Origin of the sequence: Pigmentiphaga litoralis (genome assembly GCF_014651835.1) — a bacterium.
GTDB lineage: Bacteria > Pseudomonadota > Gammaproteobacteria > Burkholderiales > Burkholderiaceae_B > Pigmentiphaga > Pigmentiphaga litoralis.
In genome coordinates, this window is record NZ_BMXQ01000001.1 from 855,664 (window position 1) to 882,456 (window position 26,793).

Annotated in this window: 21 protein-coding genes; 14 read left to right on the forward strand and 7 right to left on the reverse strand. The window is 64.7% G+C overall.

All coding sequences use genetic code 11. The annotated features are described in order from the left end of the window. Nucleotides 1–21 precede the first annotated feature (21 nt). From gnd to IE116_RS03690, 6 genes are all read left to right on the forward strand, one after another. A complete protein-coding gene (gnd, locus tag IE116_RS03665; protein WP_189609859.1) occupies nucleotides 22–999 on the forward strand; it encodes a phosphogluconate dehydrogenase (NAD(+)-dependent, decarboxylating) in 978 nt (325 codons plus the stop codon). Next, complete coding sequence (gene zwf / locus IE116_RS03670) at nucleotides 999–2,531, forward strand: glucose-6-phosphate dehydrogenase (protein ID WP_189609860.1); 1,533 nt, start codon at nucleotides 999–1,001, stop codon at nucleotides 2,529–2,531. The genes gnd and zwf overlap by 1 nt, the downstream gene beginning before the upstream one ends. Then, nucleotides 2,528–3,424, forward strand: coding sequence for an HAD family hydrolase (locus IE116_RS03675; RefSeq protein ID WP_189609863.1), 897 nt, complete (start codon nucleotides 2,528–2,530; stop codon nucleotides 3,422–3,424). The genes zwf and IE116_RS03675 overlap by 4 nt, the downstream gene beginning before the upstream one ends. Before the next feature lie 48 nt (nucleotides 3,425–3,472). Next, nucleotides 3,473–4,252, forward strand: coding sequence for a 6-phosphogluconolactonase (pgl, locus tag IE116_RS03680; protein WP_189609864.1), 780 nt, complete (start codon nucleotides 3,473–3,475; stop codon nucleotides 4,250–4,252). Nucleotides 4,253–4,263: 11 nt separating this feature from the next. Beyond that, a complete protein-coding gene (locus tag IE116_RS03685) occupies nucleotides 4,264–6,165 on the forward strand; it encodes a glycoside hydrolase family 15 protein (protein ID WP_189609865.1) in 1,902 nt (633 codons plus the stop codon). A 155-nt stretch (nucleotides 6,166–6,320) separates the two neighbouring features. Next, nucleotides 6,321–7,880, forward strand: a complete 1,560-nt coding sequence (locus tag IE116_RS03690; protein ID WP_373302939.1) for a glycine betaine ABC transporter substrate-binding protein — start codon at nucleotides 6,321–6,323, stop codon at nucleotides 7,878–7,880. Here the strand turns inward: IE116_RS03690 and IE116_RS03695 are convergent. Together IE116_RS03695 and IE116_RS03700 are read right to left on the reverse strand one after the other, a co-directional pair. Continuing rightward, the gene (locus tag IE116_RS03695) at nucleotides 7,828–8,991 is read right to left on the reverse strand and encodes a histidine kinase dimerization/phosphoacceptor domain -containing protein (RefSeq protein ID WP_189609867.1); all 1,164 of its coding nucleotides are present in this window, start codon (nucleotides 8,989–8,991) and stop codon (nucleotides 7,828–7,830) included. The genes IE116_RS03690 and IE116_RS03695 overlap by 53 nt on opposite strands. Before the next feature lie 269 nt (nucleotides 8,992–9,260). Next, nucleotides 9,261–10,271: a LysR family transcriptional regulator gene (locus tag IE116_RS03700; RefSeq protein ID WP_189609870.1), complete on the reverse strand. Its 1,011-nt coding sequence runs from the start codon at nucleotides 10,269–10,271 to the stop codon at nucleotides 9,261–9,263. A 206-nt stretch (nucleotides 10,272–10,477) separates the two neighbouring features. On the opposite strand from IE116_RS03700, the gene IE116_RS03705 reads away from it, so the two are divergent. Genes IE116_RS03705 through IE116_RS03720 form a run of 4 tightly spaced genes read left to right on the forward strand, consistent with a single transcriptional unit; the run spans nucleotide 10,478 to nucleotide 17,293 of the window. After that, a complete protein-coding gene (locus IE116_RS03705) occupies nucleotides 10,478–11,332 on the forward strand; it encodes an alpha/beta hydrolase fold domain-containing protein (RefSeq protein ID WP_189609872.1) in 855 nt (284 codons plus the stop codon). 52 nt (nucleotides 11,333–11,384) lie between these two features. After that, nucleotides 11,385–12,584, forward strand: a complete 1,200-nt coding sequence (locus IE116_RS03710) for an efflux RND transporter periplasmic adaptor subunit (protein ID WP_189609874.1) — start codon at nucleotides 11,385–11,387, stop codon at nucleotides 12,582–12,584. A gap of 19 nt (nucleotides 12,585–12,603) precedes the next feature. Next, complete coding sequence (locus tag IE116_RS03715; protein WP_189609876.1) at nucleotides 12,604–15,822, forward strand: efflux RND transporter permease subunit; 3,219 nt, start codon at nucleotides 12,604–12,606, stop codon at nucleotides 15,820–15,822. 19 nt (nucleotides 15,823–15,841) lie between these two features. Beyond that, nucleotides 15,842–17,293, forward strand: coding sequence for an efflux transporter outer membrane subunit (locus IE116_RS03720; RefSeq protein ID WP_189609878.1), 1,452 nt, complete (start codon nucleotides 15,842–15,844; stop codon nucleotides 17,291–17,293). Between the two features lie 36 nt (nucleotides 17,294–17,329). On the opposite strand, the gene IE116_RS03725 is transcribed toward IE116_RS03720, so the two are convergent. Continuing rightward, entirely contained in the window at nucleotides 17,330–18,358 is a 1,029-nt protein-coding gene (locus IE116_RS03725) for a nucleotidyl transferase AbiEii/AbiGii toxin family protein (RefSeq protein ID WP_189609880.1), read from the reverse strand. Further along, complete coding sequence (locus IE116_RS03730) at nucleotides 18,351–18,947, reverse strand: DUF6088 family protein (RefSeq protein ID WP_189609882.1); 597 nt, start codon at nucleotides 18,945–18,947, stop codon at nucleotides 18,351–18,353. Before IE116_RS03730 ends, IE116_RS03725 begins: the two co-directional genes overlap by 8 nt. A 391-nt stretch (nucleotides 18,948–19,338) precedes the next feature. Here IE116_RS03730 and IE116_RS03735 point away from each other — a divergent pair, with 391 nt between their 5' ends. Further along, nucleotides 19,339–21,303 (forward strand): PhoX family protein, encoded by a 1,965-nt coding sequence (locus IE116_RS03735; RefSeq protein WP_189609883.1) that lies wholly within the window; start codon nucleotides 19,339–19,341, stop codon nucleotides 21,301–21,303. Nucleotides 21,304–21,368: 65 nt separating this feature from the next. Here IE116_RS03735 and mctP read toward each other — a convergent pair whose 3' ends face one another. The 3 genes from mctP to IE116_RS03750 all read right to left on the reverse strand — a co-directional run bounded on the left by mctP (nucleotide 21,369) and on the right by IE116_RS03750 (nucleotide 24,122). Beyond that, a complete protein-coding gene (gene mctP, locus IE116_RS03740; RefSeq protein ID WP_189614423.1) occupies nucleotides 21,369–22,868 on the reverse strand; it encodes a monocarboxylate uptake permease MctP in 1,500 nt (499 codons plus the stop codon). Further along, a complete protein-coding gene (locus IE116_RS03745; protein WP_189609885.1) occupies nucleotides 22,868–23,047 on the reverse strand; it encodes a DUF3311 domain-containing protein in 180 nt (59 codons plus the stop codon). The genes mctP and IE116_RS03745 overlap by 1 nt, the downstream gene beginning before the upstream one ends. An 88-nt stretch (nucleotides 23,048–23,135) precedes the next feature. Next, nucleotides 23,136–24,122 (reverse strand): LysR family transcriptional regulator, encoded by a 987-nt coding sequence (locus IE116_RS03750; RefSeq protein ID WP_189609887.1) that lies wholly within the window; start codon nucleotides 24,120–24,122, stop codon nucleotides 23,136–23,138. 120 nt (nucleotides 24,123–24,242) lie between these two features. On the opposite strand from IE116_RS03750, the gene IE116_RS03755 reads away from it, so the two are divergent. The 3 genes from IE116_RS03755 to IE116_RS03765 all read left to right on the forward strand — a co-directional run bounded on the left by IE116_RS03755 (nucleotide 24,243) and on the right by IE116_RS03765 (nucleotide 26,779). After that, nucleotides 24,243–25,139 carry an aldo/keto reductase family oxidoreductase gene (locus IE116_RS03755; protein WP_189609889.1) on the forward strand — a complete coding sequence of 299 codons (897 nt, stop codon included), beginning with the start codon at nucleotides 24,243–24,245 and terminating at the stop codon, nucleotides 25,137–25,139. 85 nt (nucleotides 25,140–25,224) lie between these two features. Further along, on the forward strand, nucleotides 25,225–26,217 hold the full coding sequence (locus IE116_RS03760) for an aldo/keto reductase (RefSeq protein WP_189609891.1): 993 nt from the start codon (nucleotides 25,225–25,227) through the stop codon (nucleotides 26,215–26,217). Continuing rightward, entirely contained in the window at nucleotides 26,186–26,779 is a 594-nt protein-coding gene (locus IE116_RS03765; protein WP_189609893.1) for a DUF2127 domain-containing protein, read from the forward strand. Before IE116_RS03760 ends, IE116_RS03765 begins: the two co-directional genes overlap by 32 nt. Nucleotides 26,780–26,793 lie beyond the last annotated feature (14 nt).

The window sequence follows — 26,793 nt, forward strand, 5'->3', positions numbered from 1 at the left end:
ACTTCTTCCTGGGATACCTTCATGCAACTTGGAATCATCGGATTGGGCCGCATGGGCGGCAATATCGCGCGCCGGCTGCAACGTCATGGGCACGAGACGGTCGTGTTCGACCACAACCCCGGCACCGTGCAGGAATTGACCAAGGATGGCGCAACGGGCGCAAGCGACCTGGCGGGCGTGGTGGCGGCGTTGACCAAGCCGCGCGCGGTGTGGGTCATGCTGCCCGCTGGCGACCCGACCGAAACGACCGTGGCCGCGCTGGCCGACCTGCTGGAAGCCGGCGACACCATCATCGATGGCGGCAACAGCTTCTACAAGGACGACATCCGCCGTGCGATGGGGCTCGCCAAGAAGGGCATCGACTACATCGACGTCGGTACGTCCGGCGGGGTGTGGGGCCTGGAGCGTGGCTATTGCATGATGATCGGCGGCACGGCTGAAGCCTTCAACCGGCTGGAACCTCTGTTCGACGCGTTGGCGCCGGGCTATGGCGCCATTCCTCGCACGCCGAACCGCAAGGTGGCCGAGGACCGGTCCGAACGGGGCTACCTGTACACCGGCCCGGCCGGCTCGGGCCACTTCGTGAAGATGGTGCATAACGGGATCGAGTACGGAATGATGCAGGCGTATGCCGAAGGCTTCGATATTCTGAAGATGAAGGCGTCGCCCCACCTGCCCGAAGAACAGCGCTACGACCTGAACCTGGCCGACGTGGCGGAAGTATGGCGGCGCGGCAGCGTGATCTCGTCGTGGCTGCTGGACCTGACCGCCAGTGCGCTGGCCGAGGACCAGGAACTCGCCCGCTACACCGGCGCGGTGTCCGACAGCGGGGAAGGGCGCTGGACCATCCAGGCGGCCATTGAAGAGGCCGTGCCGACCCCCGTGCTTGCCAGCGCATTGTTCGCCCGGTTCCGCTCGCGCCAGGAACACACGTACGGTGACCGCATGCTTTCTGCAATGCGTTACGGCTTTGGCGGCCACGTCGAGGTGCCCCAGTAATGGCGAAGCCGAAGACGACCAAGACCAAAAGCTCTGCCACCAAGGCGCCTGCCGCCACTCTGTTCCTGTTCGGCGCCCACGGCGACCTGGTGCAGCGCCTGTTGACCCCGGCGCTGTACAACCTGACCCGGGATGGACTGGTAGGTGCCGACCTGAGGATCGTCGGGGTGGACCACAACAGCGTGACGGACGCGGCCTTTCGCGACAAGCTGGCCAACTTCGTGCGGGCGCAGGCCGCCAAGAAGGCTGCCAAAAGCGATAGCCAGCCGCTGGACGAAGCGTTGTGGCAAAAGCTGGCCAAGCGCATTTCGTATATCGAGGGCGACTTCCTTGAAGACGCGACCTACGAGGCCGTGGCCGAGCGGATTCGCGAGTCGGGCACCGGCAACGCCGTGTTCTATCTGGCCACGTCGCCCCGCTTTTTCAGCGTGGTGGTCGAACGCCTGGGCAAGTCCGGTCTGCTGAAGGAGACCGACGGCAACTTTCGTCGGGTCGTGATCGAAAAGCCGTTTGGCCACGATCTGGCGTCGGCACGCGAACTGAACGCGCAGATCCTGGCGGTCATGGACGAACGGCAGATCTTCCGCATCGACCACTACCTCGGCAAGGAAACCGTTCAGAACATCCTGGTCAGCCGGTTTTCAAATGCGCTGTTCGAGTCGTTCTGGAACAACCACTACATCGACCACGTGCAGATCACGGCCGCTGAAACGGTGGGTGTGGAAGATCGCGGCAGTTTCTACGAGACCACGGGCGCCCTGCGCGACATGGTTCCCAACCATCTGTTCCAGTTGCTGGCCATGGTGGCGATGGAGCCGCCCGCGGCGTTTGGCGCCGACGCCGTGCGGGGGGAAAAGGCCAAGGTGATCGGCGCGATCCGTCCGCCCACGCCGGCACAGGCACGCGCCAATTCCGTGCGTGGGCAATATCGCGCCGGCACGGTCAACGGCGAGAAGGTGCCCGGCTATCGGTCGGAGCCCCGCGTGGCGCGTTCCAGCAACACCGAGACCTATGTCGCCCTGAAAGTGATGGTCGACAACTGGCGTTGGGCGGGTGTGCCGTTCTACCTGCGCACCGGCAAACGCATGAGCGTGCGCGACACCGAGATCGTCATCTATTTCAAGCCGGCGCCGTACGCGCAGTTTCGCAACCTGGGCATCGACCGCATGATGCCGAACAACCTGGTCATCCAGATCCAGCCTGACGAAGGCATGTGGCTGGCGATCCAGGCCAAGCGCCCTGGGCCGACCGTCGAAATGGAAACCGTGCAGCTTGGCTTTTCGTACGCCGACGTGTTCGAAATGCAGCCATCCACTGGCTATGAAACGTTGATCTACGACTGCCTGATCGGCGATCAGACGCTGTTCCAGCGTGCCGACAACATCGAGAACGGCTGGGCGGCCGTACAGCCCTTCCTGGATGCCTGGGCAGGGGGCGGCACGGTTGAGCCCTATACCGCAGGCAAGGATGGCCCGACGGCGGCCGATGACCTGCTGGGCCGCGATGGCCGCAGCTGGCATTCGCTCGCATGACCGCGTCAGGGGTGGGCGCCCGCCAGCTCCCTGCGATCGCCTTGCTGATCTCTGACGTAGATGGCACGCTGGTGCGTCCCGACAAGTCCCTGAGCGACGCCAACATCGCCGCCGTGGCCGCCCTGCGTGACGCAGGCGTGGCATTTACGCTGGTCAGCAGCCGGCCACCGCGGGGCATGGCGTCCGTGCTGCAGACGCTGCAAGTGTCCTTGCCCTACGCCGCGTTCAATGGCGGTGTGGTGCTGCATGCGGACGGCACGGCCGCGGTCACGCACCGGATCCCGGCCGACGCGGCGCGTGAGGCGGTCGACGTCCTGACGGCGCACGGCGTCGACACGTGGGTATTTGCCGACGACCTGTGGCTGGTGCTCAAGGACAGCGGGCGTCTCGTAGACAAGGAGGCCATGACCCTGGGCTATGGTCCGACCCGGGTCGACGACTTCACGCCCTATCTGGACCGGGTCGACAAGATGGTGGGCGCCAGCGATGATCACGCCTTGCTGGCGCAACTGGAGCAGACGCTGGCGGCGCAACTGGCAGAGCGCGCCACCGCCGTCCGGTCGCAGCCCTACTATCTGGACTTGACGGCGCCCCAGGCCAACAAGGGCAACGCCGTCGTGGCGCTGGCAAAGCTGATCGGCGTGGACATGGCGCACGTGGCCGTGATCGGCGATGCCGACAACGACGTGCCGATGTTCGGCAAGGCGGGCTGGGCGATGGCCATGGGGCAGGGCGAGGCGCGCGTACAAGCGCAGGCGGATGTCGTCACGGCAAGCAATAGCGACGATGGGGTGGCTGTGGCGATTCACCGCTACGTGCTGGGCGCCGCGTCCAGGCCTGACCTGCAAACCGGGACGGTGCCCGACAAGCCCATCGGCGCCACGCCGGCGTGACAGCCGGCGCCATCACAAAACATTTGATCGTCAGCATCCAGGAAAGCCATGGCACTTCCCCTTACCAAGATCTTCGATGATCGTCGCCAGATGGCCGACGCCTGCGCGGCCTGGCTCGTCGAACGCATCGCGCAGACGCAAGGCCGCTTTGCGATCGCGCTGTCAGGCGGGTCCACGCCGAAGCCGCTGTATGCCCTGCTTGCAACGCCGGGGATCGCGCGCCAGATTCCCTGGGACCGCGTTCATGTGTTCTGGGGAGATGAACGGTTCGTTCCTGCCGACCACCCCGACAACAACGCCCGAATGGCGCGCGAGACGCTGCTCTCGCACGTGCCCATTCCAGCCGCCAACGTGCACGCCATGCCCACTGACGGCGAGCCGGAAGCCGCGGCTGCGGCGTATCAGCGTACTTTGCAGGACTATTACGGGGCAGCGACGCTGGACCCCGCTCGGCCGCTGTTCGACGTGAACCTGCTCGGCATGGGCGACGACGGGCACACCGCGTCACTGTTTCCAGGCGCGCCGCAACTGGATGAAGCATCGGCCTGGGTGGTTGCGGTCCGGGATCAAAAGCCCGAGACGCGCATCACCTTGACCTATCCGGCGCTGGCCAGCGCCCGCACGGTGCTCTTCATGGTGGAAGGTGCCGCCAAGCAGTCCACGCTGACGCGGGTATTCGCCGGGGACAGGGCCTTGCCGGCGGCCCGGGTGCATGCCGATGGCGAACTTGTCTGGTACCTGGATAAAAGCGCGGCGCCGGTCGAAAGACTGCGCGGGGAAGAACACCGCGAGGAAGGACGGCGCGAGGAAGGACGGCCTGGAGAATGACCGCGCGGGGAATGACCGGGCGGAGCACGACCGCGCGGATCGAGGACTACGCCTTGCTCGGCGACACGCTGACTGCCGCCCTGGTGTCGCGCGACGGGTCCATCGACTGGTTCTGCGTGCCGCGCTTCGATGCGCCCGCGTGTTTCGCCGCGCTGCTGGGCGACGTCGAAAACGGCTGCTGGAAGATCGCACCGGCGGCGCCGGTGCACCGTGTCGAGCGCCAATACATCGACGGCACGATGGTGCTGCAGACGCGTTATGTCACGGACAAGGGCGAGGCCTGCATCACCGACTTCATGCCCCATGGCAATACCACATCGAGCATTGTGCGCATTGTTGATGGCGTCTCGGGCAAGGTACCGTTCGAGATGGACCTGGTCATGCGTTTCGACTACGGCAGCGCAGTGCCCTGGGTCGAGAAGGCCGATGCTCATACGCTGACGGCGGTCGCCGGGCCCGACATGCTGGTGCTGCGCACCGACGCGCCGCTGGTGCCGCAGGATCACCACACCGGCAGCCAGTTCGACGTTGGCCCGGGCGATCGGGTCGTGTTCGTGCTGTCGCACCAGCCGTCAAATGAACCCTTGCACCCAGCGTTCGATGCCGTGGCCGAGCTGACGCGCACGCAAGCCTGGTGGGATGCGTTTGCCAGCCGCTGTCCCGAGGTGGGACCGTGGAGCGCGGCAGTCAAACGCTCGCTGGTGACGTTGAAGGCCCTGACCTACGGCCCGACGGGTGGCATCGTCGCCGCGCCGACGACGTCCTTGCCGGAATGCATCGGCAGCGAGCGCAACTGGGATTACCGGTACTGCTGGCTGCGCGATGCGACCATGACGCTGTATGCCTTCATGAACCTCGGATACTTCGAAGAGGCCGGCGCATGGCGTGAATGGCTGCTGCGGTCCGTGGCGGGCAATCCGGAACAGATGCAGATCATGTATGGCCTCGGAGGCGAGCGGCGGCTGCCCGAACAGGAATTGGCGTGGCTGAACGGCTATGAAGGTTCGCGCCCGGTACGCATCGGCAACGAAGCGGCCACGCAGACCCAGCTGGATATCTACGGCGAAGTCACCGACGCGATGATGCAGGCCCTGCGGGGCGGGCTGCCTCGCCATCGTCGCAGCGCAGCCATTGCGCAGGTGATGGTGCCCTTCCTGGAAAAGGCATGGCAAGGCAAGGATCGCGGCATCTGGGAAATCCGGGGCGAGCCGCGCCACTTCACGCATTCCAAGGTGATGGCGTGGGTGGCGTTTGACCGCCTGGCGCAGGCGCCCGACGGCACGACCGACTGGCCCGCGGACGCAGGCAAGGGCGCAGGCAAAGATGCAGCCAAGGGCGCAGGCAAGGACTCGGGCAAAGACGATGCCTTGTGGCGCGCGCGCTGCCGCGCCACGGCCGACCAGATCCATGCCGACGTTTGCCGTGAAGGCTACAACATCGAACTGGGTTGCTTCGTCCAGTCCTACGGGTCGCGCGAACTGGATGCCAGCTTGCTGCAACTGGTGTTGACCGGCTTTCTGCCTGCCGACGACCCGCGCATCGTGCGGACCGTGGACGCGATCGAATCCACCTTGATGTGCGACGGCTTCGTGCAGCGCTACGCGTCTGACAGCGGCGCCGACGGCCTGCCGCCGGGCGAAGGCACCTTTCTGGTCTGCTCGTTCTGGCTGGCCGATGTCTACGTGATGATGGGACGGCGTGATGACGCGCTGGCGCTGTTCGAACGCTTGGTCGGTTTGTGCAACGACGTCGGCCTTCTGGCGGAACAGTGGGAACCCAAGGCCGGCCGCATGCTCGGCAACTTTCCGCAGGCATTCAGCCACATTGGCATCATCAACACCGCATTGAACCTGCATCGGGGTCAGACCGGCCGCGGTGGCCGGGCGCACGGGGTGAGCGATGCGGACGCGTAAGCGCGGCGTGGATCACGTGGCGGAGGGGTGGGCGCATGGGTCGGCGCAGGGACCGGCGCATAGGTCTCCGCAGGGACCGGCGCATGCTGGCGCGTAACGCGGCGCCCGAGGGCAGACGTGGACCGCGCGCAGGGCGGCTCGCCTCCTGGCTGCCGATGTTGCTGATGCTATTGCTGATGCCGATCCTGATCATGGCGGCAGGTGCGGCGCAGGCCGCCGCGGACGCGCGCGACGCCGGCACCTTGCACATCGGTTCCAAACGTTTCACCGAGTCCTACATCCTTGCCGAAATCCTTGCGCAGACGGCCGCGCCGGCGACGCGCGAGGCGCCGCGCGTGCTGCAGGGGCTGGGCAATACGGCCATCGTGTTCGAGGCGCTGCGGGCGGGCAGCATCGACGTCTATGCCGAGTACGTCGGGACCATCGCGCAGGAAATCCTGAAGTCGCAGCAGACCCTGACGCTGCCCCAGATGCGCGAACGATTGGCGCCCCTGGGGCTGGGCGTGGACGTGCCTTTGGGCTTCAACGATGGCTACGCCCTGACCATGCGCAAGGCCGACGCGGCCCGCCTGGGCATCCGGAAACTCAGCGACCTTGCGGTGCACCCGCAACTGCGCTTCGGGCTGTCCAACGAATTCATCGGACGGGCCGATGGCTGGCGGGGTCTGGCGGCCAGCTACGGCCTGCCGCAGTCTCCGACCGGTCTCGATCACGGGCTGGCCTACGACGCCCTGGCGCAGGGCCGAACCGATGTGATCGACATCTACACGACTGATGCGAAGATCGAAGCCCTGGACCTGCTGGTCCTGGTGGATGATCGCAACTATTTTCCGCGCTATGACGCCGTGTTGCTGCACCGTCTGGATGTGCCGCAGCGGTTTCCCGGGGCCTGGGCCGCCATTGGCAAGCTGGCCGGTTCGATCGATGAAACCGAGATGATCCGCATGAATGCCCGCGCCGAATTGCATGGCGTGCCGTTCGACCGGATCGCTCGCGATCACCTGGGCGGTCAGCCGGTGGACGCGGCGTCGGGCGCTTCGGGCTTCCTGGCCAAATTGTTCGGACCGGACCTGTTGCGCTTGACGCTGCAGCATCTGCTGCTGGTGGGGGTGTCGGTGCTGGTGGCATGCGCAGTGGCGATTCCTACGGGCGTGGCCGTGGCCGCCAATCCGCGCGCGCGCACCCTGGTGCTGGGTGTGGCCAGCCTGCTGCAGACCGTGCCGTCGCTGGCGATGCTGGCGGTCCTGATTTCCATGACCGGCCGGATCGGCGTGCTGCCGGCGCTGGTCGCGTTGACGCTGTATGCCTTGCTACCGATTCTGCGCAATACCTGCACGGGACTCGCCGAGGTCCCGCCAGGCCTGCGGTCGGCCGCGTTGGGCCTGGGACTGACAACCGGGCAAAGCCTGCGGCTGATCGACCTGCCGCTGGCGCGTCCGACGATTCTGAGCGGCATCCGCACGGCCACGTCGATCGCGATCGGCACGGCGACCATCGCGGCGTTTATCGGTGCGGGCGGGTATGGCGAACGGATCGTGACGGGGCTTGCCCTGAACGATCACGGTTTGCTGATGGCGGGAGCCTTGCCTGCGGCGGCATTGGCCCTGGCCAGCGAGTTGGGATTCGAAGCGGCCGCGTGGCGGCGCCGGCGCAGGCTGGCGCTTACGTCGGCACAGGACGCATCTGCAATGTCGCCACCGCGCCGCGTCCGCTAGGTCCGCAGCACAGGGTCACGTCGGCGTCCAGCTTGCGCGCGAGTGATCGCACCACCCGCATGCCCAGGCCGCGGCCGCTCTGCAAGGTAAAGCCGTCTGGCGGACCGGGGCCATCGTCGCTGACGGTCAGGCGGTCGATGCGTCCGTCATGCGCGCTCACGCTCACCCCGACATGCCCTGCGCCATGCTTGAACGAGTTGGTGACCAGTTCATTCACGATCAGGCCCAGCGATACCAGGTCGTCGGTGCCCACGTGCACGACAGGGCCCTCGACAATGACCGGCGCGCCGTGATCGAACACCCGCGAACATTCCTCGCACAGGCGGGCCAGGTAGGCCGTTGCGTCCGCGGGTTCCGCCGAATCCGCCAAATGAATGTGCTGGTGGACCCGCGCAATGGCCTGCACGCTGCCCACCGCGCGCCGAAGCGCGGCGCCCGCATCGGTGGCTTTCTGCTGCTGGCTTTGCATTTCCAGCAGCGACGAAATCATTTGCAGGCTGTTCATCACCCGGTGGTCGATCTCGCGCGCCATGATGGCGGCGTGATCCAGGGCCGCGTCGCGCTCCCGCACCGTTGCCGCCAGATCGATCGCCATCTGCTGGCTGACCTTGGCTGCTTCGCGGGTTTGCAGGAACAGGGCGGCCTGCCGCGCCAGGGACCGCAACGCCGCCAGCTGTTCGGCTTTCAACAATCGCGGCACCGTATCGATGACACACACCGTGCCCAGTACATGGCCTTCGCTGGTCACGATAGGCGCGCCGGCATAGAAGCGGATATAGGGCGGGCCAAGGACAAGCTGGCTTTCGCGAAAGCGCGGATCCACGGTCGCATCTTCCACGACCATGACGTCGGTGGGAGCAAGCAGGGCATGCCCGCAAAACGCGAGGTCGCGATGGGTCTCTTGCGCCCCCAGGCCGACCTTGGCCTTGAACCATTGCCGCTCGGTATCGACCAGCGACACCAGTGCGATCGGCGTGCCGCAGATGTGGCTGGCAAGCGCCACGATGTCGTCGTAGGCGGGTTCGGGCAGGGTATCCAGCACGTCGAGCCGATGCAGGGCATCGACGCGCGCCTGGTCTCCCTCGGGGATGGGAGCACCGCAATGAGGCATGGAGTGGGTTCTGAGAGTCGGAGGGGCTCGGCGCAGGCGCTGTAGCTTACGGGAAAACGTGTAAGCGACACGGCGCGGGTGAGTATCGCCGACCGCATGGCGCGTTGCAACCAAGGCCATCGTTGCCTGTGGCGCAAATCCCGCCGCCCCGCGCCGGCACCGAGCATACGACGCTGCCGCCGCGCTGACCGTCGTTCTCAAGGATGAGCAGGAGGGCCAGCCCCTGCGCGGTTCGGCGCCTTGCAGAGGGCCTGCCGCGTCCAGGGATGTCAGAACACGCTGTCCACCACGCTGTTCTGCTCGATCACGGCCCGCAGTGTCGTCGCCGGTTCGATCTTCCCGAACGTGCATTCCTGGTTCGCGTCGAACGGTTCGCCACTGAGCAACGGGCATCCCCCAAACAGGTCCGCCACCCAATCGACAAAGGCCCGCACCTTGGGCGACAGATGCCGGTTGTGCAGATACACGACCGAGATCGGCAGGGGCGCAGGCTGCCATTGCGACAGCACTTCGCGCAGTTCGCCCGACTGCAGATAGGGCAGGACCAGAAAGCGCGGTGACTGGATCATGCCCAGGCCCTGCAAGGCGCAATCGACATACGCATCGCTGTCGTTGACCGACACGCCGCCTTCCACCTTCATTTCGCGGACTTCACCGTCGACGATGAAGTCCCAGTCGATTGTCCGGCCCGTGCGACTTGAAAAATAGTGCACCGCCTGGTGGTGGGCCAGGTCCTCCAGGGTCGTTGGCGTGCCGTAGCGTTCCAGATAGTCGGGCGACGCGCAGGTCACGCCATGGAAGTTGCCGATGCGCCGCGCCACCATCGTCGAATCGGCCAGATTGCCGCCGCGCACGGCGCAGTCGACGGCCTCCTGCACCAGGTCCACCGGCCGGTCGGTCATGCCGATCACCAGTTCCAGATCGGGATAGCGCGAGCGGAATTCCGACAGTGCCGGGATCAGGATCTTGCGCCCGATGGAACTCGGGACATCCACCCGCAATCGCCCTTTCGGCCCGCGCGCCACGTCGCGGAACGACGCTTCGGTGTCTTCAACGTCGGCCAGAATTCGCGCGCACCGCTCGTAGTAGGCGGCGCCATCGGGCGTCAGGCTGAGCCGCCGGGTCGTGCGGTTCAGCAGGCGCACCTGCAGCAGCTTTTCCAGGTTCTGGATGGTGGTGGTGACCGTGGTGCGGGGCAGGCCGAGCGATTCGGCGGCCTGGGTAAAGCTGTTGGCATCCACGACGCGCGTGAATACCTGCATTGCCTGGAAGCGATCCATGGCGGACTCCGTAGCAGAGGAGGTCCCGGGCGCATGTGGCCGGCGGATAAGGCAGCAAAGTGGGCGCGCTTTGCTGGGTCATCCGCACAATCGAAAAGATTGTTTGCTCAGGACGAATAGTGTTGCCGAATTATAGGAGTTTATCCGGCAAGGCGAAACACCCAGAATCCGTCCATCCCAACTTGCCGGCGATTTCGCCAATTGCAATGAACAGCCTTCCGGCGTTTCCCGCCCGCGATTCGACCCCGACCGGCACCGTGACGGTCCACGCCTTCGCCATTCCCGGTCCGGCCGGCATCATCCCGATGCGCCTGTACCGGCCGGCAGGCGTGGGCCTGCTGCCGACCGTGCTGTATTTCCACGGCGGCGGTTTTGTGGGCGGTGGTCTGGACGATGCCGACGTGCCGGCGCGCTTCATTGCGCAGGCCTGCCCGGCGGCGGTGCTGACGGTGGGCTACGCCCTGGCGCCGAAGCGCCCGTTTCCGGCCGCGCCCGAAGACGCCTATGCCGCGGCCTTGTGGGCCGTGGCCCATGCGCCGGATTTTGGGGCCGACCCGCTGCGCCTGGCCGTGGCCGGTGACGACGCGGGCGGCAACATCGCCGCGTGCCTGGCCCTGATTGCACGGGACCGCGGCGTGGTGGCCGTGTCGGCCCAGGCGTTGATCGGCCCCATGCTGGACCCGAGCATGACCCGGCTGGGCGACGCGACCCGGCTCAAGTCCGACCTGACCGCCGCCGATTGCGCCGATTGCTATCGCCAATATCTGCCGCAGTTGATGCAGCGGATCCACCCTTACGCCGCCCCGTTGGAATCGCGCCGCCTGCGCGGCCTGCCGCCGGCCTGTATCGCCACGGCCGAATGCGACGTGCTGCATGTGGAAGCCGAGCGCTATGCCGCCGAACTCATTGCCGTTGGCGTGCGCACGCAGGTCGCCCGTTTTGCCGATGTGACCCATGCCGCGCTGCGCAGCCACCTGCCGGCGCTGGAAGACATCGTTCATTTTCTGCGGCGGCAGCTTGCGCTGCCCCTGCCTTCGACCGCGCCGCTGCCGGCAGGTTGATCGGCCCCCGTATTCCCTTTTTCCTTCCCGAACCCCCACCCAAGGAATCCTTATGATCAAGTTCAAGCAACGCGCCACGGCCAGTGCCGTCGCAGCGCTCATCGCCGCCGGCGGGCTGACCGCCTTTTGTGTCTACGCCGTGGCCGAGGACAGTCCAGCGCCCGTGACCGCCCCGGCTGCGCCGCAGGTCGACGTCGCCGAAGTGGTCGCCCGCCGCATCGTGGACTGGCAGAACTATTCGGGCCGCCTGGAAGCCATCGACCGGGTCGACATCCGGCCCCTGGTGTCCGGCCGCATCGTGCAGGTCCATTTCGAAGACGGCAGCCTGGTCAAGAAGGGCGATCCGCTGTTCACGATCGACCCCCGACCGTACGCCGCCGAAGTGGCGCGCGCCCAGGCCCAGGTCGCCGCCGCGCAGGCGCGCGCATCGTGGACCGGCAATGACATGGCGCGTGCCGAACGCCTGCTGGCCGACAACGCCGTGGCCCGCCGCGACTACGAAGAAAAGCAGAACGCATCGCGCGAAGCCGCCGCCAATCTGCAGGGCGCGCAGGCTGCATTGGAAGCCGCTCGCCTGAACCTGGAATACACCCGCATCACCGCCCCCGTGGCCGGCCGCGTGTCGCGCGCCGAAGTCACGCTGGGCAACGTCGTGGCCGCGGGCGCTGCATCGCAGCCGCTCACCACGCTCATGTCGGTGTCCAAGCTGTACGCGTCGTTCGACGTGGACGAGCAAAGCTTCCTGAAGTACATCAACCCGTCGCGCAGCACGTCCAAGAGCGTGATCCCGGTCCACCTGGGCCTGGCCAACGAATCGGGCTACTCGCGCGAAGGCCGCGTGGCCTCGGTGGACAACCGCCTGGATACCTCGTCGGGCACAATCCGCGTGCGGGCCGTGTTCGACAACGCCGACGGCAGCCTGCTCCCTGGTCTGTATGCCCGGATCCAGCTGGGTGGCAGCACCCCGCGTGATGGTTTGCTGATCGACGAAAAAGCCATCGGGACCGATCAGGACAAACGCTTCGTGCTGGTGGTCGACGACAAGAACCACACCGCCTATCGCGAGATCAAGGTCGGCGCCAATCAGTCGGGCCTGCGCATCGTTGAATCCGGACTGAAGGCCGGTGACCGCATCGTCGTCAACGGCCTGCAGCGTGTGCGCCCCGGCGATGCCATCACCCCGCGTGTCGTGCCCATGGCCGGCAACCCCAGTGCACCGGTCGCTGGCGACGTCGCCCGCAAGCGCGTGTGAACCTCAATAAGAAGTCATCATGAACATCTCCCGATTCTTTATCGACCGGCCGATCTTCGCGGGCGTGTTGTCCGTGCTGATCCTGCTGGCAGGCCTGCTGTCCGTGTTCCAGTTGCCGATCTCGGAATATCCCGAGGTCGTGCCGCCTTCCGTCGTGGTGCGCGCGCAGTATCCGGGCGCCAACCCCAAGGTCATTGCAGAAACCGTCGCGTCGCCGCTGGAGGAATCCATCAACGGCGTCGAAGACATGCTGTACATGCAGTCGCAGGCGAACAGCGACGGCAACCTGACGATCACCATCAACTTCAAGCTGGGTATCGACCCCGACAAGGCGCAGCAACTGGTGCAAAACCGCGTGTCGCAGGCCTTGCCGCGTCTGCCCGAAGATGTGCAGCGCCTGGGCGTCACGACTGTCAAGAGTTCGCCCACGCTGACGATGGTGGTGCACCTGATCTCGCCCGATGACCGCTACGACAACACCTACCTGCGCAACTACGCCGTCATCAACGTCAAGGACCGGCTTGCCCGGATCCAGGGCGTGGGCGAGGTGGCGCTGTGGGGATCAGGCAACTACGCCATGCGTGTGTGGCTCGATCCGCAAAAGGTCGCCCAGCGCGGCCTGACGGCCCCTGAAGTCATTGCCGCCATCCGCGAGCAGAACGTGCAGGTGGCCGCCGGCGTGATCGGCTCGTCACCCAGCCTGCCGGGCCAGCCCTTGCAGCTGTCCGTGAACACGCAGGGCCGTCTGACGACCGAAGAAGAGTTTTCCGACATCGTCTTGAAGACCTCGGACAATGGCAGCGTGACCCGCCTGGCCGATGTGGCGCGTGTGGAACTTGCAGCATCCGAATATGGCCTGCGCGCCTTGCTCGACAACAAGAGCGCGGTGGCCATCGCCATCATGCAGGCGCCCGGCGCCAACGCGCTGGCCGTGTCCGACCAGGTGCGCGAGACGATGAAGGAACTGTCGGCCGAGTTTCCCGACTCGGTCGAATACAGCATCATGTATGACCCGACGCAATTCGTGCGCGCCAGTATCAAGGCGGTGGTCCATACGCTGATCGAAGCGATCCTGCTCGTGGTGCTGGTCGTGATCCTGTTCCTGCAGACCTGGCGCGCGTCCATCATTCCGCTGGTGGCCGTGCCGGTATCGATCGTCGGCACGTTTGCGCTGATGCTGGCGTTCGGCTATTCGATCAACGCGCTGTCCTTGTTCGGCATGGTGCTGGCGATCGGGATCGTGGTCGATGACGCCATCGTGGTGGTCGAGAACGTCGAGCGGAACATTGCCGACGGGCTTACGCCAAGGGAAGCCACCTATCAGGCCATGCGCGAAGTCAGCGGGCCGATCGTCGCGATTTCGTTGACGCTGGTGGCCGTGTTCGTGCCGCTGGCCTTCATGACGGGCCTGACCGGACAGTTCTACAAGCAGTTCGCCATGACGATCGCGATTTCGACCGTGATCTCGGCCTTCAACTCGCTGACCCTGTCGCCCGCGTTGGCCGCCTTGCTGCTGCGCAGTCATCATGACAAGCCCGACTGGCTGACCCGTGGCATCAACAAGGTGCTGGGCCGGTTCTTTGCAGGGTTCAACCGCTTTTTTGGCCGCGCATCGGATCGTTATGCCACGGGCGTAAAGAGTGCCATCTCACGCAAGGGCGCATCGATGGTTGTGTACGCCGTGCTGCTTGCAGCAACGGTGGGCATCTCCTACATCGTGCCCGGCGGCTTCGTGCCGGCGCAAGACAAGCAGTACCTGATCAGCTTTGCGCAGTTGCCCAACGGCGCGTCGCTGGACCGGACCGATGCAGTGATCCGCCGCATGACCGACATCGCCCTGAAAGAGCCGGGCGTGGCCAACGCCATCGCCTTCCCGGGCCTGTCGATCAACGGCTTTACCAACAGTTCCAGCGCAGGCATCGTCTTCGTGACCCTGACGGACTTTGATGAACGCCACAAGGCCGGCCTGACCGCCGACTCCATCACCGCGTCCTTGAACAAGCAGTACGGCGCGATCAGTGATTCCTTCATCGCCGTGTTTCCGCCACCGCCTGTCATGGGCCTGGGCACGATGGGGGGCTTCAAGCTGCAACTGGAAGACCGGGGCGCGGTGGGCTATGCCAAGCTCGACGCCGCCGCGCAGGACTTCCTGAAGGCGGCCGCCAAGGCGCCTGAACTGGGGCCCGGGTTTTCCAGCTACCAGATCAACGTTCCGCAACTGGACGTGGACCTGGACCGCGTCAAGGCCAAGCAGCAAGGCGTGCCGGTCACCGACGTGTTCGACACCATGCAGATCTATCTGGGATCGCTGTACGTCAACGACTTCAACCGCTTTGGTCGCGTGTACCAGGTGCGCGCCCAGGCCGATGCGCCGTTCCGTGCCACTGCCGACGATATCCTGCAGCTCAAGACCCGCAACCGGTCGGGGGACATGGTGCCGCTGTCGTCTCTGGTCAAGGTCACGGACACCTTCGGACCGGAAATGGTGGTTCGCTACAACGGCTATACCTCGGCCGACATCAACGGCGGCCCGGCGCCTGGGTATTCGACCAACCAGGCCCAGGCTGCGATCGAACGGATTGCGGCAGAAACCTTGCCCGCCGGCGTGAAGTTCGAATGGACCGACCTGACCTATCAGCAGATCCTGGCAGGCAATGCGGGCATGTGGGTGTTCCCGATCAGCGTGCTGCTGGTGTTCCTGGTGCTGGCTGCCCTGTATGAAAGCCTGACCTTGCCACTGGCCGTGATCCTGATCGTGCCGATGGGACTGCTGGCCGCGCTGACCGGCGTGTGGCTGACCGATGGCGACAACAACATCTTCACGCAGATCGGGCTGATGGTGCTGGTGGGACTGGCGTGCAAAAACGCGATCCTGATCGTGGAATTTGCCCGCGAACTGGAACTGCAGGGCGCCAAGACCGTTGACGCGGCGATCGAAGCCAGCCGTCTGCGTCTGCGTCCGATCCTGATGACGTCCATCGCGTTCATCATGGGTGTCGTGCCGCTGGTGCTGTCGAGCGGCGCCGGTTCCGAAATGCGTCATGCCATGGGCATTGCGGTGTTCTTCGGCATGCTCGGCGTGACCCTGTTCGGCCTGTTCCTGACGCCAGTGTTCTATGTGCTGCTGCGCAAGATGAGCGGCCGTGCGCTGACCACGGCATCCCCGCACGAAGCGCCTCGCGTGGCTGCCCATGGTGCCGCGCACGGTAGCGCCCCGGTCGTCGCCCCCGCCCATTGAACCCAAGGATAGAAGCATCATGATTTCGACTCTCAAGACCGGTTCGGCGCTGCTGGCGTCGCTGCTGATCCTGGCCGGGTGCAGTGTGGCACCCGTGTACGAACGACCCGAGGTCTCGACCCCGGCCGCCTTCAAGGAAGCCGCGCCACCCATCGGCGACCAATGGAAGCCCGCCGAGCCTTCGGAAGCCGTAGCGCGCGGCGAATGGTGGACGGTGTTCAACGACCCTGTCCTGAACGCCCTTGAAGCCGACGCGCTGGCCGCCAACCAGGACCTGCAGGCCGCCGCCGCGCGGCTCGAACAGGCAAGGGCGCTGCAACGCAACGCCCAGGCAGACCGCCTGCCAACGGTCGATGCCGGCATCGGCCCGACCCGTCAACGCCCGTCGCCCGCTTCTCGCGGCCTGGGCGCCGACGCCGACACCAGCGCCACCACCTTGTGGCGCGCGCAGGCAAGCATCGCGTACGAAGCCGACCTGTTCGGCCGCGTGGCATCGAACGTGAACGCAGCCATCGCCGACGCGCAACAGAGCGAAGCCCTGTTCCAATCGGTGCGGCTGGTGCTGCAGGCCGACGTGGCCCAGGCCTACTTCCAGATCCGCGAACGCGACGCCGAACAGGCGTTGTATGCCGGCACGGTTGCGCTGCGTGAACAGACCCTGAAACTGATCCAGCGCCGGTACGACGAAGGCGACATCAGCGAACTGGACCTGGCTCGCTCCCGCAGCGAACTGGCATCGGCCCGCGCCGACGCCCTGGGCATCGAACGCCTGCGCACATCGTCAGAACACGCGCTGGCCATCCTGCTCGGCAAGACCCCCGCGGAATTCACGCTGGCGCCGCAACCGCTCACGCGCATCTCGGTCGGCGTGCCCGCCGGCCTGCCGTCGTCCTTGCTGGAACGCCGGCCCGACATCGCCGCCGCCGAGCGCGCCATGGCCGCCGCCAACGCCCGCATCGGCGCGGCCCGCGCCGCGTTCTTTCCGCGCCTGAACCTGACCGGCGCCCTGGGCTACGAGTCGTCGCAACTGGGCGACCTGTTCCAGTGGTCCAGCCGCGCCTTCCTGCTCGGCCCGCTGGTCGGCACCGCCTTGTCCATCCCCATCTTCGACGGCGGCCGCCGCGAAGCCGGCCTGGCCAACGCCCGCGCGGTGTACGAAGAAGATGTCGCGAAGTACCGCCAGACCGTCCTCAACGCTTTTCGCGAAGTCGAAGACAACCTGGCGAATCTGCGCCTGCTGGCGCAGCAGACGCGTGAGCAAGATGCGGCAGTGGAAGGGTCCACCCGGGCCGCGCGCATCGCGCAGCTGCAGTACCGCGAAGGGTCGGTCAGCTACCTGGACGTGATCGATGCCGACCGGACCGTGCTGCTGCAACGCAGGACGTCGGCCCAGCTGGATGGCGAACGGGCCCGGTCGGCCGTGGATCTGATTCGCGCGTTGGGGGGAGGGTGGTCGTTGCCTGAGGGGTGACGGGTTGGAGCGGCTTGATGGTGAAGCCGTCCTTGATCACTTCACATTCGGGTGCGGCCCGGCGTTCATCTTGTCTTGAATGGCCTGGCACCGCGCAAGCAAGTCGGTGAATGACTCGACTTCGTCGAGGAACAGGCCATCGTCGACCATGTTTTGGTAGTCGATCGACAAGGTCTTCAAAGCTTCTCCGGTTGGAACCAGGCACATTCCGCCCGACACAGCTATGTGATAGTCGATCGGCTCACCCATAGCGTCCTTCTCAGGAAAGAAGCTGCTTTTGTGAAGGGCGACGGATCGTGCGAGTTCGGCGTTGCCAATAGCAGCATCTGCAAAGCCAGCAACGTCAAGCCGCGTCACGTCATGCCAATGGCGTGCGAACCGATCTCCACCGCGAAAGGCGCCTTGCGCGCAAAAGACGTGCATGGCAGTGGCCTTTTCCCAAAAAGTCCGTTCGGCACGCATCACCTGTGGCCGTGCTTCTGGAAACGTCACTCCAGACAGGTACGGCGCCGTGTCGCAGACAATGCTGCGTTGTTCGAAAGGTTCGCCAGTCGAGCGGGCTCCAAACTCCAACATGACTGCCGACGACACGTATCCTGTGCCTGCAGCTGACGCAACATAGTCGATGAAGACTTTGTCTTCTTCGGCTCGCACCGTGGCGAGCAGCCCCTGTTGGTCAAGGTCCGTTCTGAGCGAAGGCACGACCTCTTTGGTCACCCACTCGGCCAAGCGCCCGCGTATCGCTTTGCTCCACTTCTTTTCCTGGCTCTTTGTGGCCGGAATTGGAGATCCGTCTGCAGGAAGGAGGTCGCCGGCGATGGCCCTGATGTCGTAGGTCAGATCGACATCTTCCGAAAATCTTCGAATGACGCCGTAGGCTTTTGATAGGGATGTGCCGCCCTTGAAAATCAGATGCGGGGCATACGGCGAAGCGAACAGATGCCTTAACGTCCAGACAACCCAAACGTCTTTTTCAAGCAGGTGTTGTGGGCGACCCGAAGCGTCAGCCGCTTGCGCCAGCGCGTCTGCCCTATCGCTTGCAGTCAGCGAGAAAAAATCAGCCATGAGTTACCAAGGTACTGACCTGCTGAGCCAACCATGTAGGAAGCCGCGCACGGGAGTTGGCCATTTCCGTGATGGCGGACGCAGAAAGCTTTGCGCGTAGGACCTGCAGAGCGTTTGCCGCTTTCTTGGGCCCAAGCCAGGCCAGTGCCCGTACCACATCGCCTGGAAACGTGCCCGGCAACAGAAGCTGCCACATCGGCGCATGCCGTAATTCGACCGTTTGCGCACCGAGCTTCAGGCGTCGGCTTCTTCCTGATGTCAGGTAAACCGATCGCACCGGCACTTGTGTGGTGAGACCCAGTGCGTTGGCCGCCGCTGCACCATGAGACACGATCGTTTCCCCGCGCTGATTTGCCAAACCTTCGACGATTTTGGCAGGCGACGGCGCGCGAATGCCGAAACGGCCTTCAACCGGCAGCACGTAAATACCACGGCCGGCACGAAGCAGGGCGCCGCGGCGCGCAAGTCGCGACAGCGCCTGGTCGACGGCGGCGCGCTTTCCCAGGTGCAGCAGTTCCTTCGCTGACACCGGTGTGCCTTCCGGTTGCTGGGTAGCGTGTGACAGAACCTGTTCGGCAAGCGTAATCATGGCAAGACTCCTTGTGTCAGAAGTATGATCGAATTTCTGACAAATGGCAATGTTCTCATCCTGCAGGATCTGAGCTTGAGGCAATAGTGAGCAATCACGGATATTGGCCTTTCCGAATAGACACCGTCCGCGCCGCCGGTGACCATCACCGGCTCTATGTTCATCGAACTGCTCGGGATCTGGCGAAACGCCCTCGAAGTCTGAGGCGGAGGTGTCCTAGCGCCACCCCACTGACACCGTCCTGAACATAATCTGACGCGCACCTGAATGTAGGTTTTCAGCAAATTTCAAGTGAATTTTCTGCGACGTCTCATATTCCCCAAACTGTCATACGCCCTCCATAGACTTCGTTCCGTTCAAAGCCTTTCCGCTTTCACCAAGGAACGTAACGATGGTCGATACCCTGAATCTTTCCCGCCGCAATCTGCTCAAGGCCCTGGCCGGTGCACCGCTCCTGCCGCTCGCCGGCTCCGTGTCGGCAGCGTCGCTGCTGGCTGCCTGTGGCGGCGGCGATGACAATGACTTTACGCCTGCCCCGGGCGTGACTTTCCAGTCGGCCACGTTCACGCCCATGGCGGCGCCGTCGCTGGCCAATGCCGCGCAGATGGCGACCACCACGGTCGGCTCGAGCCTCAACGTCACCTACAGCGATGGCACGACGCAGACCTACGCGCTGTCCTATCAGCCGTTCTTCATGACCGGTGACCTGGTGCCGAACGGCGCAGGCGGCACGATCCTGAGCGGTGGATATGTGGACATCAACAACCAGCCGATCATCGACCGGTCGGTGCCGGGCAAGGAGCGTCAGTTCTTTTCCGATTGCCCCGATGGCAGTTCGCTGCTGACCCTGCCCAACCCGGCAGTGCCGGGCGTGAAGGGCAACACGGTGTTCGCAGTCGTGCAGTTCGAGTACACGACGCGCGACCAGTCGCTGGCATCGACCTATGGTCAGTTGCCGTCGCCGATTGCCGTGCTGACGCTGGACCAGGACAAGACCACCGGCGCACTGACGCTGGTCAAGTATCACAACGTGGATACGTCCAAAGCCAACGGCCTGTGGATCACCTGCGGTGCAAGCCTGTCGCCGTGGAACACGCACCTGTCCAGCGAAGAGTACGAGCCCGATGCGAGCACCATCGCGACCAACGCGCAGTTCAAGGCGTTCAGCAAGAGCCTGTACGGCAATGAGACCACCGCCAACCCGTACAACTATGGCCACCTGCCGGAAGTGACGGTCAACCCGGACGGCACGGGCACGATCAAGAAGCACTATTGCCTGGGTCGTATCTCGCATGAACTGGTGCAGGTCATGCCTGACCAGCGCACGGTGCTGATGGGCGACGACGCAACCAACGGCGGCCTGTTCATGTTCTTCGCCGACAAGGCGGCCGACCTGTCGTCGGGCGCGCTGTACGTGGCCAAGTGGTCGCAGACGTCGTCGGCGGGCGCGGGCGCGGCCAAGCTGACCTGGATCAAGCTGGGCAATGCCACCAGTGCCGAGATCGAAGCGATGGCCAAGAGCCTGAAGTCGACGGACATCATGGACATCCGCACGGCCGATCCGGCAGACACCACGTTCACCAGAATCCACTTCAACGGTACGTTCAACTGGATCCGCATCAAGCCTGGCATGACGAAGGCCGCGGCTTACCTGGAAACGCATCGTTATGCCGCGCTGGTCGGTGGCAGCATGGGCTTCACGAAGCTCGAAGGCACGACCGTCAACATCAAGGACAAGGTGCTGTACTCGGCCATGTCGCGCGTGGAAAAGTCCATGGTGAAGGGCAATGCCGCGTCGACCGATGTGGCGGTGGACAAGGCGATCAGCGCTGGTGCGGTGTACGCGCTGAACATGACCTCAAACCAGAAGGACACGGCAGGCGCCGCGATCGACAGCGCCTGGGTGCCGGTCGACATGGCCGCGCCGGCTGCATTGGTCGGCGAAGACCTGGCCGCGGCAGATGCCCTGGGCAACCTGGCCAACCCCGACAAGCTGGGCAATCCGGACAACCTGAAGTTCTCGGAAACGCTGCGCACGCTGTTCATCGGTGAAGACAGCAGCATGCACGTGAACAACTTCCTGTGGGCCTATAACGTCGACACCAAGGTGCTGGCGCGGGTGCTGTCGTGCCCGGCGGGCGCCGAGTCGACCGGCCTGCATGCGGTGGATTCGATCTACGGTTTCACGTACATCATGAGCAACTTCCAGCACGTGGGTGATTGGGAAGCGGGCCTGCACGACAAGGTCAAGCCGACGCTGGATCCGCTGGTCCGCGCCAACTACAAGGACCGCTTCGGCAGTGCGGTGGGCTATTTGACGGCAGCGCCATCGGCGATCAAGCTGGCCAAGGCGTAAGGCTTGCGGAAAACGGGGACAGCCACGACGGCTGTCCCCGTTTTTTTATGCCGCCACGGATCGCATCAGGCCCCCACAGGCGCCGTCACTTTCACCGGCGACACCCGATCGTGAATGAACTGCACGATCACCGCGACGATCAGGTTGACGATCAACGCGAGCAGGCCCGTGTACATGGAGTACGGATCGCCCCCGATCACAAAGGTGTGAACGGGTTTGATGCCATCCTTGAACACCAGCCAGCTTCCGCCGAGCAGGCCGACGATCCAGCCGCACAGCAGCGCGGTGCTGCGGAAGCGGTTCATGAACAGACCCAGCACCACGGACGGGAAGGTCTGCAGGATCCACAAGCCACCCAGCAACTGCAGGTCCAGCGCGAACTGCGTGGGCAGGAACAGGATGAACACCAGCGCACCGACCTTGACGACCAGCGACACCAGTTTGGCCACCTTGGCTTCGCCCGCGGGCGTGACCTGCGGGTTGACGTAGGCCTTCCAGAAGTTGCGCGTGAACAGGTTGGCGGCGCCGATCGACATGACGGCGGCGGGCACCAGGGCGCCGATGGCAATTGCGGCAAACGCAAAGCCCGCGAACCAGGGCGGGAACAGGGCGTTGAACAGCGCCGGCACCACGTCGTTGTTGGTCTGGACCTTCAGGTTCGCGGCATGCGCCATGTAGCCCAGCAACGCGATCAAGCCCAGCAGCAAGGTGTACGCCGGCAAAAACACGGCGTTCTTGCGGATGGTGTTCGCACTCTTGGCGGCAAAGATGCCCGTCAGGGTGTGCGGGTACATGAACGCGGCCAGGGCCGAACCAAGCGCCAAGGTGGCGTAGGGCAGGAACTGTTGCGGCTGCAAGAAGAGCCCGGTCGCACCACCCTTGGCGGCAAACGCATCGCTGGCCGACGTGAACACCGCGCCATAGCCGCCCAGCCTGGCAGGCACCAGCACGATCGCCACCAGCACCACGATGTAGATCATCAGGTCCTTGACGAACGCAATCAGGGCAGGGGCGCGCAGGCCGGCCGAGTAGGTGTACAGCGCCAGAATGATGAAGGCTGCCGCCAGCGGCAATTCACCGGTCAGGCCGAGCGCCTTGATCACGACTTCCATCCCGACCAGCTGCAGCGCGATGTAGGGCATGGTCGCCACGACACCCGTGACCGCAATCGCCAGTTCCAGGGGCCGCGATTTGAACTTGCCATACACGACGTCGGCAGCCGTCACGTGCCCGGCTTTTTGCGCCACGGTCCAGAGCCGCGGCATGATCAGAAAGACGATGGGATAGACAAGAATCGTATAGGGCAGGGCAAAGAAACCATAGGCGCCCACCGCATACACCAGGGCCGGCACGGCGATGACGGTATAGGCCGTGTAGAAGTCGCCACCGACCAGGAACCAGGTGATCCAGGTGCCAAAGCGCCGACCACCCAGGCCCCATTCGTCAAGATGCTCGTGGGAGTTGGTGCCCCGTTGCCATCGCGATGCGCCAAAGCCCAGCACCGTGACCAGCACGAAGAAAAACAGGAAGACCCACAGCGCAGTCCAGTTGATCTGGGCGTCCATCATTCACCTTCCTTCTGGATATGACGGCGATACAGCAGCCAGGTAATGAACGCCGTGACGGGCACCCACGCCAGTTGATACCAGTAGAAGAAGGGGAAGCCGAACAGTGACGGCAGCTCGTGGTTGTAAAACGGTACCCAGAGCAGCCCGATGAAGGGAAGGAGAAGCAGTATCCACATGACCATGACCTTTTAAAGGGAATAGGGAAGGCAGACTGACTATGAAATCCTGCACCCAAATCGCGTGCACCTCAAAAGGTTTATTTTGTTAAGAACATTGCCGCCGCGGCTGCCGCCGAGGCGATGTTGACAGAGCCGTAGCGGACGTGGCAGATGCCCCGAACGCTGCCCCAAGGTCTGACTCGGCCTTGATGAAATCGATGAAGGCACGCAGCGGCGCGGGCACCAGCCGGCGTCCAGGGTAGTACAGAAAGGGGCCGGAAAAGGGTTGCCACCATGGCTCAAGCACGGGCTCGAGCGCGCCGCTCGCAAAGTAAGGTCGCAACCAGTCTTCGAACAGGTAGATGATGCCGCTGCCCGCGATCGCGACATCGACCGCAAGGTCCACGGCCGCGCCGATCCGCACCGTCATGGGGCCTGTCGGTTCGACGCGTACCACCTTGCCGTCTTTCTCGAATTGCCAGGCCGGCATGGACCCGCTGGGAAAGCGGCCGAGCAGGCAGTCGTGCTGCATGAGGTCATGCGGATGCGCGGGCCGGCCGCGGCGCTCCAGATACGTGGTGGAGGCGGCCGTGGCCAGCCGTTGCACGCGCGGTCCGATGGGCACGGCGATCATGTCCTGAGCCAGGCTTTCGTCGTAGCGGATGCCGGCATCGCAGCCTTCCTGCAGCAGGTCGACAAAGCTGTCGTCAACGACGATATCGAGCTTGATCGCCGGGTAGGCCGCAAGAAAGCGCGGGACGATCGCGGGCAGCACGAGGCGCGCCGCACTGATCGGCACATTGAGCCGCAAGGTGCCGGCCGGACGGCCTTCCAGTTCCTTGACGGCGTCGACGGCGGCTTCCAGTTCCGACAGCGCGGGTCCCAACCGCACGATCAGCGCCGCGCCGCTTTCGGTCGGCGCGACGCTGCGTGTGGTCCGGTTCAGCAGGCGCACTCCCAGCCGGTCTTCGAGCCGGCGTACGGCCTCGCTCAGCGCCGACGCGCTGGTGTTGAGCGTGCGGGCCGCTTCCCGGAAGCCGCCCGCGCGGGCGACGGCCGCCAGGGCAGCCAGATCATTGAGGTCGATTTTCATTGTCCGGAATATCGCACAGCCCGTGCGGATTGTGTTGGATTATCAAACGGCACTGGCGCCGCTATCGTGAGGTCCTGCCTGGCTTTCAACCGATCCGGCTTCCTTCTGGTGGAGTGCATCATGTCCTTTTCTTCTTCGTCTTCCGTGTCGAACGCGTCGCAGTTTTCCTTGGGCGGCCGTCAGGTCGGCCGTCTGGGTTATGGCGCCATGCAGCTCGCCGGCCCCGGCGTGTTCGGCCCGCCCCGCGACCGCGACGCCGCCCTTGCCGTGCTGCGTGAGGCGCTGAACCAGGGCGTCAACCACATCGACACCAGTGATTTCTACGGCCCGCATATCACCAACCAGCTGATCCGCGAGGCGCTGCGCCCGTATCCGCATGATCTGGTGATCGTGACCAAGATCGGCGCCCGGCGTGACGAGACGGGCGCCTGGCTGCCGGCGTATTCGCCCGAAGCGCTGACAGCCGCCGTGCATGACAACCTGCGCAATCTTGGACGGGACACGATGGAAGTCGTGAACCTGCGCATCATGTTCGATGTGCATGGCCCGGCCGAAGGGTCGATCGAAGCGCCGTTGACCGCGCTGGCCGAACTGCAACGCCAGGGCTTGGTCAAGCACATTGGCCTGAGCAACATCACGCCGACGCAGCTGACCGAAGGCCGCACAATTTGCGATATCGCGTGCGTGCAGAACCACTACAACCTGGCGCATCGCAATGACGACGCCATGATCGACACGCTGGCCGCCGGTGGCATTGCCTATGTGCCGTTCTTTCCGCTGGGTGGCTTCTCGCCTCTGCAGTCGGGCACCTTGAGCGCGGTGGCGGACCGTCTGGGCGCCTCGCCCTTGCAGGTGGCGCTGGCATGGCTGCTGCAGCGTTCGCCCAACATTTTGCTGATTCCGGGGACGTCGTCGGTCGCGCATCTGCACGAGAACATGGCGGCAGGAAAGCTGGTGTTGCCGGCAGATGCTGTCAACGAGCTGAACGGCATCGCCGCCACGGGCGGTCAGGTGTAAGCACGCATGGCCGCTCTTCCCAACACGCGGCGCGCTGAATTAACGTACGTGGCTTGTCCTTCCATGCCACTCGGAGCGCTCCACCATGCAAACCACCCGACTCGGCGCGACCGGGCTGACCGTCTCGCGCCTGTGCCTGGGCACCATGACCTTCGGCCTGCAGACCGAAGCCGCTGTTGCCCATTCCATACTCGACAAGGCCGCCGGGGCGGGGGTCAACTTCATTGATACCGCCGACGTTTACCCCTTGGGCGGCGGCCTGCGCACCGTGGGCACGACCGAAGAGATCGTGGGCCAGTGGCTGGAAGGGCGCCGCGACCAGTTCATCGTCGCAACCAAGGCGGTCGGCAAGATGGGCAGCGCGCCCTGGCAACAAGGTGCGTCCCGCAAGCATTTGCTTGACGCCATCAACGATTCGCTGCGCCGCCTGAACACCGATTACGTCGATCTCTATCAACTGCATTCCGACGATGTCGACACGCCGCTGGACGAGACGCTGGAAGCGCTCGATATCATCGTCAAGCACGGCAAGGCTCGCTACATTGGCGTGTCGAATTTCCTGGCCTACCGGCTGGCGCTGGCGCTGGGCCGCTCGGATGCGAAATGGCTGACGCGCTTTGTCTCGGTGCAGCCGCGCTACAGCCTGCTGTTCCGCGAAATCGAACGGGAACTGCTGCCGCTGTGCGCCGAGGAAAAGCTGGGGGTGCTGTCGTACAACCCGCTGGCAGGCGGATTGCTGACGGGCAAGCACCGCTTCGATACGGGGCCGACCGAAGGCAGCCGTTTTACCCTGGGCACCGCGGCCGAGCGCTACCAGGAACGCTACTGGCATCAAAAGCAGTTCGGAACCGTGGCCAAGCTGAGTGACGCCGTGGCCGGCGCGGGCGTGTCGTTGACAACCGCATCGATCGCCTGGGTGCTGGCCAACCCGACCATCAGTTCGGCGATCATCGGCGCGAGCCGGCCCGAGCAGCTGGACGCGACGCTGGCTGCTGCCGACATGACGCTGGACCCGGCGCTGAAGGCGCAGCTCGATGACATCACCCATGAATACCGGTACGGCGACGCCGCGCGCTGATGCGGTCTCGGTAGCAGGCGAGCCGGGCGTGCGGCGGCCCGACATCCTGCAGGGTGGCCTGCAGGGTGGCCATCACGACGACCCACGCTCGGCCGAGCGCCGTGCGCGCCGCGCCATTGCGCTGTTCGAAGCAGCCAAGGGTGCTGCGGCGTTTGCTGGCGGCGTGGGACTGCTCAGCCTGGTGCATTACGACGTGCGCCACCTTGCGAACGAATTGGTGGGCCACTTCGGCTGGAATCCGACATCGGGATATCCAGCCATCTTCCTGCACTATGCCGATGTGCTCGAAGACGCCAACCTGCGGACGATCATGGCGATCGTTGCGGCGTACATCCTGATCCGCTTTGTCGAAGCCTTCGGACTGTGGCGGGATCGGGCCTGGGCGGAATGGCTGGGCGCGGTATCGGGCGGCATCTACGTGCCGTTCGAACTCAAGCATTTCATTGCGCACCCGACGGTGATCAATTTCGTGATCCTGGCGATCAACGTCGTGGTGGTGGTGTTCCTTGCGTGGCAGTTGTGGCGGCGTCGCGGTCGGCAGGACATGCCTGCGGCTGCCTAGCTTGTCGTTGACAT